The following is a 14121-nucleotide window of genomic DNA, read 5'->3' on the forward strand; positions in this document are numbered from 1 at the left end:
ATCGTTCTGCGCCTCTGACTCTCGCAGTTGCATCTCTCCGCGCCCGCACGCAGTTCATGCGGGCGCGGTGTTCCCGCCATCACAGGAACGCACCATCATGAACATTCGACTCACTCAGATTGCTCTGGCCAGCGCGCTCGTCGCCAGCGCCGCGCATGTTGCCGCCCAGCCGGCGGCGCAGACGCCATCCAGCGTCCGCGTATGCACGATGCCCGGCAGCCCTTCGGCCGAGCTGGACAAGTCCGTTGCACGCGCGGTGTTGAGCACCGCGGGCATCGCCGCGACCTTCGCGTCGCGCGGCATCGACGACAACGGCGACGACGACGGCATCTCCGCTCGCGAGCTGTCGAAATCGCTGCAGCGCGACTGCGATGTGATCGCGGGCTTTCCGCGTTCGAGCGTGGCCGACGGCTCCGACTCCCAGCTACTCTTTTCCCAGGGCTATCTTCACTCCGGCTATGTCAGCATTGCGCTGCGCGGCGACCATGCGGCTAGCACCAGCGTCGCGGCACCGGACGGCAAGATCACGATTGCTGCCACCTGGTCGAGCCCGTCGCAACTGATCGCGGTCGAGCAGAAGAACGCGCGCTTCGATCTGGAAACCACCTCCAAACTGACCGTCGACGCCGTCGCGAAAGGACGCGCGCAGCGCGCGATCGTCTGGTACCCGGCCGTGGTGGCATATCGGCGTGCGCACCCGCAGCAGCACTTCGACGTCGCCGTCACCGAATCGCCCTATGCCGACTGGAATCTCGTGTTCGCGTCGGGACCCGGCACGCAGCAGTTGCAAAAGCGCATCGACGGCGCGCTCGCGCGCTTGCGCAGCGATGGCCGGCTCGCGGCGCTGACGCGCAACTGGGCGTTACCAGCCACGATCGCGACCGGTTCGGCGACCACTCGCGCGAGCCTCGTGCGCAGTCCCGCACGCTATCTCGACGGCCCGACGCAGCCGTCGCCGCGCGCGAATGTATGGCGCGTGAGCGGCATGCCGGCCGCCGGCGGCTTCATCAAGGTTGCGGCGACGACCGAGGCACCATCGTTCGATCACGATCAGGTCGCCCACGGCGAACATCTGTATGCCGATTCGTGCGCGAAATGCCACGGCGAAAAGCTCGAAGGCAACACGGCGCCCTCGTTGATCGGACCGGCTTTCGCGCCAGCGGCGAACTCGCATCTGACGATCGGCGGCATCTATCAGTACATGTCGACCAACATGCCCGCGGACCATCCCGGCAAGATGAGCGACGAGGAGTACGCCGATCTGATGGCCTTCCTGCTCTATACGAATGGCTACGACACCGGCAACGTGAAGCTGACCGCGCAGGCCGCGCAATCCTCTACCACGCCGCTGAACGCCGGACCGCGCCACTGACACGTTGCATCGCACTGCATTGCAATGCCACGCCGCTTCGATCGAATGGAATGCGGCATGGCCGACCCATTTCTTTTCTCCGGACACCATCATGGTCTCTCACAATCGCAGACACTTCATTCTCCAGGCCGCGGGCCTGTGCGCCGCACTCGCCAGCGCCGACCTCGCGCTCGCCGCGCCGCCGCCCGTCGATGAAAACGACGCCACGGCCGGCTCGCTCGGCTATCGTGCGAAAGCGAGCAGCGTCGACGCCGCGAAGTTCCCCAAGTACCACGCGGGCCAGACCTGCGCGAACTGTCGTTTCTATACCGGCGCAGCGGGTGAGGCCGCCGGACCGTGCCCGATGTTCCCCGGCAAATCCGTTGCCGCTGAAGGCTGGTGCAACGTCTATGCGCCACGAGCTTGAGCGCTGGTCCGTGGGTGCGCCGCGAAACGGCGCACGCGCGACGGGTCTGCCGACGCTTCGCTCGCTGATTCGATGCGATTGCTGAACGACGTTGGAGCTCTGCTAAGCCCGCATCACGCGCCGGACATCGTGACGCTCTACGCCGGCACGCTCGATGATCCTTCCAGATTCAACCCCCAGTTCGCTCAGTTCACATCGGAACGCCATCGACTGGACGCCCACCTGCCGGACATGCCCCACCATCCGCGAAGAGCCCCCTGACCGGCGCAATTGCAGGGAAACCGGATTGGCTTGATTCGACTAGTTGGACTCGAAAGATCTTCGTAAAACTACGAGCGCTGTCACCCGGTCGCAGCATTGGCATTGATAACGCCCATGCATCAATGCTTCCAAAAATCGCACTTCTACTCCTGGTCTTCTTGCGCAACTATGTGTCACAGAAGCCCGAGAAAACGGTTCAAAAGAACAGCGCATTAGAAGAAGAACCTACAAGCGCGTGACGCCGTTCCTATCAGCGCATCCGACTGCGAGCTCGAGTCACGTTCGCGGCGCTGCGCACCGACGCATCTTTTGCACGACACACGTCGCCGTTGATTCCCGCTGCCACAAGCACGCGCTCGACGACGCGGGTTTCGCTCGCACCTGCTGCGAGCGAAGCAGCACTGGTCGCATGCAAAGCCGCTTTCCGTTCATATCGCAAGAAAATTCAGGAGACTTCTATATGCAAATCACTGGAATGCTGCACGGCGCGCGCCTGCTGCAATTTGTCGGATTTCCGGCCAGCGAAGTGCTGGGGCCCGGGGCGAGCGAGGAAGAGATCAAGTCGCTGATCGACCGTCACAAGCAGATCTTCATCAAGCCGGTATTCAAGGGCGGCGTGGGCAAAAAGGGCAAGGCCGGATTGCTCGGCCGCGCGACCGATCTCAAGACCGCGCTTGCGGAGAAAGAGCGCCTCTACTTCGCCGAGCATATCGTGGGGCACGTAAGGGCCAAGGCGAACGGCGTGACGTTCGAAGCCGGAGTACCAGCCAAACACGAAGTCTACTTTTCGATTACCGATTCCACCCGCTTTCGCGCTCCGACCATGACGCTCTCGCATAGGGGCGGCATGGATATCGAGGAGGTCGATCCCAGGCACGTCGCAATGGTGCCCTTCGATGCGTTGACCGGCCTGAAAGCGTTCGTCGTCGCCAATGCGCTGAGCGAGATCGGTGCGCCGCGCGAGATCATTTCTCCGCTCGTGCAGCAGTTGCCCAAGCTCTGGGAGCTCTTTCACGACTTCGGCATGACCACGCTCGAACTGAATCCGATCCGCATGCGCGAGGACAGGAAGGGGCGCCTCATTCCGGTGGCCTGCGACTTCAAATGTGGATTCGATCGCGACGACCCGCGCTTCTCCCGTCTCGGCCTGCCCGCTCACCTGTTCGCCGCGGACTACTCGGACTTTGAGCAGGAGATCAATCAGCTTCGCACTCACCAGGGTCAAAGCGATGTCTACGTGATCAACGACAAGGGAACGATCCTCGCGCCCACGTTCGGCGGCGGAGCCAATTCGCTCGTCACGGAGATGTTGGGCGACGCGGCCATCATCTCGTCGGATTTTGGCGGCAATCCGCCCTACGAAAAGATGAAGGAAGTGGCGCGCATCTGCTTCCGACATTGGCTGAAGCAGTCCAACGTACTGTTCATCATTGGCGGCAAGTCCAACAACACCGACATATACGAAACGCTGCGCGCGATGGCCGATGCACTGCGCGAGCACTTCAGCGAGCACGGTCCGACGCCGCTCTATGTCGTCCTCGGACGCGGCGGCCCGAACCTCGTGCGTGGCATGTCCGCACTGCGCGACACCTGTGATGCGCTCGGCCTGCCCTATCGCCTCTTCGGGTTCGATTCCGACATCAGCGAAGTGATCCAGTACGCACGCAAGGCCGATGCGTGGATGCAATCGGGCGGACGCGCGCAGGTCGCGGCGCGTATCGGCGCGCGCGAGGCGCACCCGCAAGCAGAAACGCACGTGGCATAAGGAGATAGACGTGGTCAAGCGAGGAAACAATCATTTCAGGTATTTCGTAGGCATCCAGTCGCTCGCACACATCGCCACGCGCGAAGACCGGGTATGCGTGCTCAACATACTGGGCGGCGAGTCGTCGGAGGTGACGCCGGTGAGCCATGCGTTTTCGGGCGCGAACGTCGTGTTCGGCACGGCGCCTGGCAAAGGCGGACAGGTGCTCGCGACTCCCGCGGGCGATATCCCCGTCTACAACAACGTGCGCGAAGGCCTCGAAGCCGGGCACCGGTTCAATTGCGGCGTCGTGTACCTGCCGCCTTCGGCCGCGCGCGACGGCGTAGCCGAATTGATCCGCGTGAATCCCGATCTGCGCAAGATCTTCATCATCACGGAGAAGATCTCGGTGCACGACGCACGGGAAATTCGAGCGATGGGCCAGCAGGCCGGCATCGACATCTTTGGTGCAAACGGACTGGGCGTCGCGGATTCGTGGCAGCGCGTGCGCATCGGCGGCGCGCTCGGCGGCGATGATCCCGGCGCGACCTTGCGGCAGGGCTCGATCGCGATCTTTTCCAACTCGGGCGGATTCAGCACCACCATCGCGCAATATCTGCGCATGAGCGGCTGGGGCACGTCGACCGTGGTCTCCAGCGGCAAGGACGTCTACATCCACTATGCCGCGCCGGAATTCGCCTTCGCCCTCGCCAACGACGCGCGCAGCAAGGCCGCCGTGCTGTACTGCGAGCCGGGCGGCTACTACGAGGCCGACGCCGCATTCACGAAACCGGTCGTCGCGTGCGTGGTGGGACGCTGGAAGAGCCGTCTCACGCGTGCGGTGGGCCACGCGGGCGCAATGGCGGGCGGCGCCGACGATGCGCGCGCGAAAGAGCGCTGGTTCATGGAGAAGTTTGGCGTCGAGCGGCTCTTCACGCCGGACGATCCGTGCTGCTCGGCAAAGGGCGCGGTGGTGACGAACATCGCGCACATTCCGGCGGCACTCACGGCGGTGATGCGCGAGAACGCGACGATGCCCGACTTCGAGCCCGAAGGCAGCCTTGCGCTCAAACCGTGGTTTGGCTCGGATCAGGGTCTCGCACTGCCCGATGAACTCGCCCTGCCTGTGGTGGAAGCCATCGCGCCGTACAACGAGCAGGTGGCGCGGGTGAACAGCCATATAGGCGCGGTCCCGCCGCGCCAGCCGATGAAGGATGCCTCGGGCGCCTCTCAGATGGACGCGAGATCGCAGGTGAGCAGCCTGCACGGCGTGTCGATGCTCGAAGCGGCGACCCACTCGCTCGAAGCGAATGTCTGTCTCGCGCTACTGCACGAATTGGGCGGAGCGAACGACGCGAAGCTCATCGACGTGGCGGTTGGCGCGGCGGTGAACTTGCACGGCACGCCGGAACTGGCGGCCGCGCAGGCTTCGCGCGAGGCGGGCAACGCGCCCAACGCCGTGCTCGCGGCCGCGGCGGCGATCGTCGGGCCGATTCGTCAGCGCGCCGCGCGCGAGGCGGCAGCACTCATGATCGACCGCTTCGCGGCAGCCAGGCTCACGGACGCATTCGATGAGACTTTCGATACCGGTGCCGTCGATACCACCGGCAGCGCGGCGCTCTTCTCCGATGAACCCGACCCGAAAGCGCAAGCGATGCTCGCGGCGCTCGCCGCGCGCGGCGTGAGTTCCGCAATCATCCGGTGGCTGGCGTGCGGCCCGGGACATCCGCGTTCGGAAGCCGTGCTCGCGGCCATCACGACGACGCTCGCCTGGGGTCCGCTCATGCGCAAGCGCATCTCGCGCCTGACGGCGGAAAGTCTGCCGTGGTGGACGAAACTCTTCGGCACGATGATCGGCGCTTCGGCGGATGCTTCGCGCCACAGCTCCGAGGGCTTTTGCGGCTTCGCCACCGAAGAACTGCTTGGCGAGCGCACCCTGACCGAAATCGCTTTCGCGGCGCTCCTCAACCTGAAACCCACCGCCGACGATTTGTTCGCCTTCAGGACGCTCGCCGGCTTGTTGCTGACAAACGGACCAGGCGCGATTTCGGCCCAGGGCGCAAAGGGCGCGGTATCCGCAGATGGCCCCGAGAGCCCCGAGCGCGTGCAGTTGAACAAGGCGCTCGCGGGTTTCCTCACACACACCGGCTATACGCATGGCGGCAACGGCTATGAAGGCATTGCGTTCCTCAACGAGGCGTTCCGCGACAGCGGCCTCGATGATCCTTCCGATGCGCACCATGCCGTCGACCTGGAAGCGCTCGCGCGCCGCTCTGTCGATCGTTACGCGCAGTACAAGGCACGCCAGAAGCATGCGGGCAGTCTCGACATCGCGAAACTTCCGGGTGTGAACCATCCGGTCTTCAAAGACAAGCCGGTGAATCACGACCCGCGTGAGGTCTTCATAGCGAACCTCTATGAAGCTCGCGGAGAGTACAACGTGTTCCATGCGTATTACCGCGCGCTCGTTCAGGCGCTTTTCGATGCCGGCGTGTCGCGTAACGTCTATTGCGTCAATGTCGACGCAGTGATCGCCGCGCTGCTGCTCAAGATGCTGTGGAAGCCGCTCAGGCGCGGAGCGTTCAGCGAGGCGGATCTCGAAACGGCCGCGTTCACGATCTTTCTCTATCCGCGCATGCTCGGCTGCGCTGCTGAAATTGACGATCACCTGAACCGCGGACGCAATATGGATACGCGCACGGCCGCTTCCCAATGCCACTTCGTTGCGTGACAAAAAAGGCCTCTGACGGCCGCCGCCGTGCTCGCGTTGCGCGGCGCGGTGGCGACGGCAGGGCCGCGATTGATAACGGCAGAACATCAATCGTTCCGAAAGTTGCACTTATCGTTTTGCCGCCTCCAGGCCAATATTGCCAAAACCATAATCGGCCGGACCACCGCGTCTTTTCAAGATCTCAGGAGACACCTCGATGCACCCCTCGTCTAACCTTTCCACCGGACGTTCGAAGGCCGCCACGGTTTTCCGTGTAACGGCCGGGAATTTCCTGGAGCAGTTCGACTTCTTCCTGTTCGGCTTCTACGCCACGCAGATCGCCAACGTTTTCTTTCCCGCCCACAGCGAGTTCGCCTCGTTGATGATGACGTTCGCCGTGTTCGGCGCCGGCTTCCTGATGCGCCCGCTGGGCGCGATCGTGCTCGGCGCCTACATCGACGACGTCGGCCGCCGCAAGGGCCTCATCGTCACGCTTTCCATCATGGCGAGCGGCACGATCCTGATCGCGTTCGTACCGGGCTACGCGACGATCGGACTTCTGGCGCCCGCGCTCGTGCTGCTCGGACGGCTGCTGCAGGGCTTCTCGGCGGGCGCGGAGCTGGGCGGCGTGTCGGTGTATCTTGCCGAGATGGCCACGCCCGGCCGCAAAGGGTTTTTCACGAGCTGGCAGTCCGCGAGCCAACAGGTGGCGATCGTCGTCGCCGCGGGCCTCGGCTTCGGGCTCAATCAGTGGCTGAACGCATCGGCCATAGCAGCGTGGGGTTGGCGCGTGCCGTTCTTCGTGGGCTGCATGATCGTGCCGTTCATCTTCATGCTGCGTCGCAATCTGGAGGAAACGCAGGAGTTCAAGGCGCGCCAGCATCGTCCGACCATGAAGGAAGTATTCGGCACGCTGGTCCAGAACTGGGCCGTCGTCGTCGCAGGCATGATGCTGGTGGCGATGACCACCACGAGCTTTTACCTCATCACGGTCTACGCGCCGACCTTCGGCAAGACGGTCCTGCACCTGAGCACCGCCGACAGCCTGCTCGTGACGCTGTGTGTCGGCGTATCGAACTTCGTGTGGCTGCCGATCGGCGGGGCGCTCTCCGACAAGCTCGGCCGCCGGCCGCTCCTCGTCGCCATGACGGTGCTCGCCATCGCGACCGCCTACCCGGCACTGTCGCTGCTCGCTCACGCGCCGAGCTTCGTCAACATGCTGCTCGTCCTCCTTTGGCTCTCGTTCATGTACGGCATCTATAACGGCGCGATGGTCGTCGCGCTCACGGAAGTGATGCCGGTGCAGGTGCGCGTTGCCGGGTTCTCGCTCGCCTACAGCCTCGCGACGGCCGTGTTCGGAGGCTTCACGCCCGCGATCTCGACGGCGCTCATTCATATGACTGGCGACAAGGCCGCGCCCGGATACTGGATGAGCCTCGCCGCAGCGTGCGCGCTTTTGGCGACGTTCGCGCTCTATCGCCGCCGCGCAGTAACGCTGACACCGGCGCACTGATGCGCTTGCCCCGCATCCATCGCAACCGCACACGACCATCACCATGAAAAATCTGCTTCTGAAACTTTGCGCCGCGGCGCTCGTCGCAAGCTCGGCCGCTGCGGCGAACGTGCAGGCCGCCGACCTGCACGTGATGAGCTCCGGCGGCTTCACCGCCGCGTACAAGGTGCTCGGCCCGAAGTTCGCGTCCCAGACTGGCAACACGCTCGACACCTCGCTCGGGCCCTCGATGGGCAAATCGCCCGAAGCGATCCCCAACAGGCTCGAGCGCGGCGAGCCCGCGGACGCCGTCATCATGGTCGGCTACGCACTCGACGAGCTGATCAAGCAAGGCAAGGTCATCCCCGGATCGCGGGTAGAGCTGGCCGATTCGCGCATCGGCATGGTCGTGCGCGAAGGGGCGGTGAAGCCCGACATCGGCTCCCCCGAGGGCCTCAGGCAGACCCTGTTGCAGGCGAAGTCGATCGCCTACTCGGACAGCGCGAGCGGCGTCTATATCGAGCGAGAGCTGTTCAAGAAGCTGGGCATCGAGGATCAGGTCAGGTCGAAGGCGAAGATGATCCCGCGGATTCCGGTGGCGTCGGTGGTGGCAAACGGGGACTACGAAATCGGCTTCCAGCAGGTGAGCGAATTGCTGCCCGTCCAGGGTGCCACGTTCGTCGGCAAGATTCCCGAGTCTCTGCAGTCCGTCACGCGTTTCGCCGCCGGCATTCCCGTCGGTGCGCGGCATCCGAAGGAAGCGAAAGCGCTTCTCGACTATCTTGCTTCACCCGATGTACAAGCGGAAGTGAAATCGACCGGGCTCGATTCCGTCCTGGCGCATTGAGGCAGAACCACGGGAAGGCTTGTCTCAGCCAGCATTCCCGTCACCGCAAGGCGTCTGTCGCGGGATCATTCGCGACGTCCGGGCGGGCGGGCTCGGGCGCCCTGAGCATCTGTGCGAGACGTGCTCGATCGCACGCGCCTTCCCACATCGAAACGAAGATCACTGCGCACGCGTTGCTGATGACGCTCGTCAGCGCCCGCGCCTCGGACATGAAGCGGTCGATGCCCACCAGCAGCGCCGCCCCGGCAACCGGCAAGTCCGGAATCACCGTGAGCGTAGCGACGAGCGCGACCAGCCCGCTGCCGGACACGCCGGCCGCGCCCTTGGAAGTGAGCAGCATGACGGCGAGCATCGTCGCGGTCTGAGACGCGGATAGCGGCACATCGCACGCCTGAGCGATGAACATCGAGGCGAGCGTCAGATAGATCGCGGTGCCGTCCAGATTGAACGAATAGCCCGCGGGCAGCACGAGCCCGACGACGCCCTTGTCGCAACCGAGCGCCTCCAGCTTCCCGATCAAACGCGGCAGCACCGGCTCCGTCGACGATGTCGCGAGAACGATGAGCAATTCCTCGCGCAGGTAGCGCAGGAGTCGCCAAAGCGCGAAACCGTGCAGCCGCGCGAGCGGCGCGAGCACCAGCGCAACGAACATCACGCATGCGACGTAGAACGACACCATCAGCATGCCGAGCGAGCCGACCGAGCGGATGCCGAAGCGGCCCACCGTGAACGCCATCGCGCCGAACGCTCCGAGCGGAGCGAGCCGCATGATCATCGCGAGGACGCGAAACAGGATCTGGGCGACGCCGTCGATGAGCGCGAGCACGGGCCGGCCGGCCTGCGGATATGAATTCAGAGAGAAGCCGAACAGCAGCGAGAGCAGCAGCACCGGCAGCACCTCGCCCTTCTCGAAGGCCCCGAGCATCGTCTCCGGGATCACGCTCAACCCGAACGCCACGAGTCCGCCCGCCTGCGCGTGCTTCGTATATTGCGCGAGGATGCTCGAATCGAGATGATGTACGTCGATGTGCATGCCCGCGCCAGGTCGCAGCACGAACGCGATGCCGAGTCCGAACACCAGCGCGACGGCCGTCAGGCAATAAAAAAGCGCCAGCGCCTGGATGATCGTGCGTCCGATGGCCTTCCCGCTGGCGAGCGACGTAATGCCCGAGACGATCGTGCAGAAGACGATCGGCGCGACCATCATCCGCACGAGCCCGAGAAACGCGTCGCTGAGCGGCTTGAGCAGCGCGCCCGTTGCCGGCCAGAAATGGCCGAGGATCATGCCGATCACCATGGCCAGCAGGACTTGCACATAGAGCGGACGAATCGGTCTTGCCAACGTCACGATGCGGTCTTCCTTCCTGTCTTGACTGTCGCCGTTGCGTTATTGCCCACGGCATCACCCCTTGCGGCTCCGGCGCGCTTCATCTCGATGATCGTCCGATGAAACTCCTGGGCGGCCGGTGTGAGCGGCCGTCCGCGCCGTCTTACGATTCCCACGCGTCGTCTCACCACCGGTTCGACGAGCGGCACGCTCGTGAGGATCGGGTGGTCATGTCCGGGCATGGCCATCGACGGCACGGCGGCGACGCCGAGCCCCGCTTCGATCAACCCGAGCATGGTCGTCACGTGTCGCGTCTCGCAGACGCTCGGCGCACGTGGCGCGACGCTCGAGAGCGCCTGGTCGAGCAACAGACGGTTGCCGGAAGTCTTGTCGACCGAGACGTAATCGTGCTCGTAAAGCTCGGTCCAGGTCACGCGCTTCTTGCGTGCGAGGGGATGATCGCGGCGGCAAGCAGCAACGAACCGCTCTTGCAGCAGGACTTTGAACTCGATCTCGGACTCTTGACTGCCCATGAAGCTCACGCCGAAATCAGCCTCGCCGCTGATGACGGCGCCAAGCACCTCGTTGGCGCTCGCATCCAGAACCTTGACCCGGATGCGTGGAAAGCGGTGATGGTAGCTCGCGATGACGCTCGGCAGAAAGTAGTACGCCACCGATGGCACGCACGCGATAGTCACATGACCCAGGCGGCTCGATGAAACATCGCGAATGCCGAGCAGTGCGATGTCGAGGTCATCCAGCAGTTGTTCCGCGCTCGGGGCGAACACGCGGCCGACAGTTGTGAGTGTGACGCTACGCGTGGTTCGCTCGAAGAGACGCACGCCGAGCGCTTCCTCGAGCTTGTCGATCCGACGACTCAAGGCCGGTTGGGAAATGCTCACCGCCTCGGCGGCCTTGCGGAAGCTGCCCAGCTCCACCACCGCGCGAAACGCCTGCAAGTCGTTCAAGTCGAAGTTGACGCCCACGACCGGTCTCCGCATCTTGGAATCCGGCTATTTTGCATTATTCAGGAGACGCAGCGATCAAAGATGCCGCGTTTGCTCGGGCGGATTGCCCCAGTCGTTGTGCAACCCATCCCGATAGATCACGGGCGCACTCAACGCCGCATCGAGATCGAGTTCATCGATGCACATGATGTTGACGTTGATATACGGATACCCCGTGCCGTTCGGCATATCGATCCGATCGAATACATGGACCCCGCAGCGCCGGCAGAACGGATGATGCGCGACCGCATTTTTCCCCTGATATTCGCTGAGCGCGGCTTCGTCCGAAAGCAGACGAAAGTCCTCCCGGCGAACCTGCACGTGCCAGAATCGCAGCCTGCTGCAATAACTGCAATTGCATTTCGACGTGCCCTTGTCGAAATCGATGCGAGCCTCGAACTTCACGAATTGGCAATGGCAGCTTCCGAGGTACGTGCGCAGCATGGGGTTCTCCGAGGTTGAGGGCCGCTGCAATTATGGACGGCACGACTTCGCGCTGCCAACGCACGAGCCGTCGCAACCCTCGCAGTAGTGGCGGTCACGCACCGCGCGATCCACGCGCCAGACGTTCGCCTCGGCCGGCCGCGCCGTTCCCACCGAGCGGCCGTTTTCCCGCGCATGAAAGCTCGGCTCGCCCGCCTTGCCGCGGCGAATCGCTTCATCGATGCCCGGCTCGCCGAACGCCGCTTTCAGTTCGGCCACGAACGCCGCGATCTCGGGCATCGGATGCCCGGCCGGCTTGCGCACTCGCATGTCCATTCATCCGCTCCCGAAAAAAGTGCCTATTCGCCATATCTTGAAAACGATGTAGGATACTGTATATCCATACAGGTATTTTCGCAAATGACAACCGCCCTGCCAGCACCGGAAGCCATACACCCGTCCTTGTGGCGGGCGTCCCAGCTTGGCGCTGGCCGCGGCCGCAGCGTCGATACCGGCTATCCGGCCCTGTCGGCGGAATTGCCCGGCGGCGGCTGGCCGCTCGGCGCGCTGGTCGATCTGCTGGTGCAGCAGGCCGGCGTCGGCGAACTGCGGCTGTTGCAGCCGGCGCTCAGCGCCGTCGGCGAGCGTCCGGTCGCCTTCGTGCAGCCGCCGCACACGCCGGACGGCCTCGGGCTCAACTACATCGGCCTGTCGCTGCAGCAGGTGCTGCGCATCAACGCGCCGAAAACCGCCGACGCGCTGTGGTCCGCCGAGCAGATCCTGCGCGCCGGCAGTTGCGGCGCGCTGATCTTCTGGGCGCAATACGCGCAGGCGTCGTCGCTGCGCCGCCTGCATCTGGCCGCGCAGTCGTCGGAGACGCTTTTCATCATGGTGCGGCCGCTCGCCACCGCGCAGGACGCGTCGCCCGCGCTGCTGCGGCTCGCGCTCAGGCCATCGGCCGAAGGTCTGACCATCGACATCGTGAAACGACGAGGGCCCGCTCGCGCAGAGCCCCTGTCGATTCCCCTTCAACCCACACCCGTTCTGCTTTCCCGACATGCGCGTCTTTCTCGCCGTTCATCTGCCAAAGTTGCCGCTCGAGGTCTTCAGACCGAAGTGGTCGCCTGAGCCCGCGCATGGCTGCGCGGTGCTGGAGAAAGACAAGGTGGTCATGGCCGATCCCGCCGCGCGCTCGGCAGGCGTGCGTCCGGGCATGAAGCGCGGCGGCGTGCTGACGCTGTCGCCGGAAACCGAGATGGTTGAGCGCGACAGCGGCCGCGAAGCGGCGGCTCATCGCGAGGTTGGGATCGCACTGATGCGCTTCTCGCCCGAAGTCGCGCTGCTCGATGAGGCGACGGTGGTCGTCGAGATCGGCGCGAGTCTGCGGCTCTTCGGCGGCCTGCTCGCGCTGTGTCGCGACGCCAAGGCCATCCTCGATGCGCTCGGCTTCACCGCGCGCATCAGCGCCGCGCCGACCGGCCAGGGCGCGTGGCTGCTCGCGAAGTTCGGCAACCGCCGCGTGCTGAAGCTCGCGTCGCTCGAACACCGCCTCTCAGCGCTGCCGATGCTCGCCGTGCCCGAAGTCCGCCCGTTCGCCGACTGGTTCACGGGCCTTGGTTGCGAGCGCATCGCCGATCTGCGCCGCCTGCCCCGCGCCGGCTTGCAGCGCCGCTGCGGCGAACATCTGCTCGACTCGCTCGACCGCGCGTTCGGGACCGCGCCCGAACTGTTCGACTGGCTCGAACTGCCGCCCACGTTCTCGGCGCGCATCGAGATGCCGGACCGGCTCGAACACGCGGATGGCGCGGTGTTCGGCGCGCAGCGGCTCGTCGTGCAACTGTGCGGATGGCTGTGCGCGAAGCAGCTCGCGGTCAGCGGCATTCGCCTGTCGCTCGAACACGAGCGCGGCCGCAATGCGATCGAGCCGACCACGATCGACATCGCGCTCGGCGAGCCGACCTGGCGCGAAGAACATCTGATGCGGCTGCTGAAAGAGCGGCTGCATCGCATCGAGCTCGCCGCGCCCGTGATTGCGTTGCGGCTCGATGCGTCGAACGTCGAGTCGGCCGCGCCCGCGTCGGACACGCTGTTTCCCGAACCGGGCGGCTCGCAGGAAGACCATGAGCGCCTGCTCGAACTGCTGGTCGCGCGGCTCGGCGAAGAGAACGTGCTGAAACCCGCGCCAACCGCCGATCATCGCCCGGAGATCGCAAACCGCTGGCTGCCGGTGTCGCAGCCGGTCAAGCCCGAGCCGCTGCCGCAGAATCTGCCGCGCCCGACGTGGATGCTCGATACGCCGGTGCGTCTGTTGATGCGCCAGCACCGCCCGTTCTATGGCTCGCCGTTGCGCATGGTGTCGCCGGGCGAGCGTATCGAGAGCGGCTGGTTCGACGGCGAGCTCGTCACGCGCGATTACTTCGTCGCGCAGGCGGACGACCAGAGCTGCTACTGGATCTACCGCGAACGCGTGAGCAGCCGCGACGCGGAAGAAGAGCAACGCTGGTTCCTTCATGGCCTGTTCGGCTGACAGGC

Annotated in this window: 12 protein-coding genes; 8 read left to right on the forward strand and 4 right to left on the reverse strand. The window is 64.7% G+C overall.

Annotated elements, in window-relative coordinates; genetic code table 11:
* Positions 1-97 precede the first annotated feature (97 nt).
* From AB3X94_RS14835 to AB3X94_RS14860, 6 genes are all read left to right on the forward strand, one after another.
* Positions 98-1372 (forward strand): c-type cytochrome, encoded by a 1275-nt coding sequence (locus AB3X94_RS14835; RefSeq protein ID WP_176108845.1) that lies wholly within the window; start codon positions 98-100, stop codon positions 1370-1372.
* Positions 1373-1463: 91 nt separating this feature from the next.
* The gene (locus AB3X94_RS14840; protein WP_176108846.1) at positions 1464-1778 is read left to right on the forward strand and encodes a high-potential iron-sulfur protein; all 315 of its coding nucleotides are present in this window, start codon (positions 1464-1466) and stop codon (positions 1776-1778) included.
* Positions 1779-2499: 721 nt separating this feature from the next.
* Positions 2500-3804, forward strand: a complete 1305-nt coding sequence (locus AB3X94_RS14845; RefSeq protein ID WP_176108847.1) for an ATP-grasp domain-containing protein — start codon at positions 2500-2502, stop codon at positions 3802-3804.
* Positions 3805-3814: 10 nt separating this feature from the next.
* Positions 3815-6514, forward strand: a complete 2700-nt coding sequence (locus AB3X94_RS14850) for a CoA-binding protein (RefSeq protein WP_176108848.1) — start codon at positions 3815-3817, stop codon at positions 6512-6514.
* A gap of 196 nt (positions 6515-6710) precedes the next feature.
* The gene (locus AB3X94_RS14855) at positions 6711-8006 is read left to right on the forward strand and encodes an MFS transporter (protein WP_368611936.1); all 1296 of its coding nucleotides are present in this window, start codon (positions 6711-6713) and stop codon (positions 8004-8006) included.
* A 43-nt stretch (positions 8007-8049) separates the two neighbouring features.
* The gene (locus AB3X94_RS14860; RefSeq protein WP_176108850.1) at positions 8050-8832 is read left to right on the forward strand and encodes a substrate-binding domain-containing protein; all 783 of its coding nucleotides are present in this window, start codon (positions 8050-8052) and stop codon (positions 8830-8832) included.
* A 40-nt stretch (positions 8833-8872) separates the two neighbouring features.
* Here AB3X94_RS14860 and dctA read toward each other — a convergent pair whose 3' ends face one another.
* Genes dctA through AB3X94_RS14880 form a run of 4 tightly spaced genes read right to left on the reverse strand, consistent with a single transcriptional unit; the run spans position 8873 to position 11925 of the window.
* Positions 8873-10180: a C4-dicarboxylate transporter DctA gene (gene dctA, locus AB3X94_RS14865; RefSeq protein ID WP_368611937.1), complete on the reverse strand. Its 1308-nt coding sequence runs from the start codon at positions 10178-10180 to the stop codon at positions 8873-8875.
* Positions 10177-11145: a LysR family transcriptional regulator gene (locus AB3X94_RS14870; RefSeq protein WP_368611938.1), complete on the reverse strand. Its 969-nt coding sequence runs from the start codon at positions 11143-11145 to the stop codon at positions 10177-10179. Before AB3X94_RS14870 ends, dctA begins: the two co-directional genes overlap by 4 nt.
* Before the next feature lie 57 nt (positions 11146-11202).
* Positions 11203-11610, reverse strand: coding sequence for a GFA family protein (locus tag AB3X94_RS14875; RefSeq protein WP_176108853.1), 408 nt, complete (start codon positions 11608-11610; stop codon positions 11203-11205).
* A 30-nt stretch (positions 11611-11640) separates the two neighbouring features.
* Positions 11641-11925: a hypothetical protein gene (locus AB3X94_RS14880; protein WP_176108854.1), complete on the reverse strand. Its 285-nt coding sequence runs from the start codon at positions 11923-11925 to the stop codon at positions 11641-11643.
* 84 nt (positions 11926-12009) lie between these two features.
* On the opposite strand from AB3X94_RS14880, the gene imuA reads away from it, so the two are divergent.
* Together imuA and AB3X94_RS14890 are read left to right on the forward strand one after the other, a co-directional pair.
* Positions 12010-12717, forward strand: coding sequence for a translesion DNA synthesis-associated protein ImuA (imuA, locus tag AB3X94_RS14885; protein ID WP_026228047.1), 708 nt, complete (start codon positions 12010-12012; stop codon positions 12715-12717).
* Complete coding sequence (locus AB3X94_RS14890; protein ID WP_176108855.1) at positions 12647-14116, forward strand: DNA polymerase Y family protein; 1470 nt, start codon at positions 12647-12649, stop codon at positions 14114-14116. Before imuA ends, AB3X94_RS14890 begins: the two co-directional genes overlap by 71 nt.
* The last annotated feature ends 5 nt before the right edge of the window (positions 14117-14121 follow it).

The sequence above is a fragment of the Paraburkholderia sp. BR10923 genome (genome assembly GCF_040948765.1).
Lineage (GTDB): Bacteria > Pseudomonadota > Gammaproteobacteria > Burkholderiales > Burkholderiaceae > Paraburkholderia > Paraburkholderia youngii.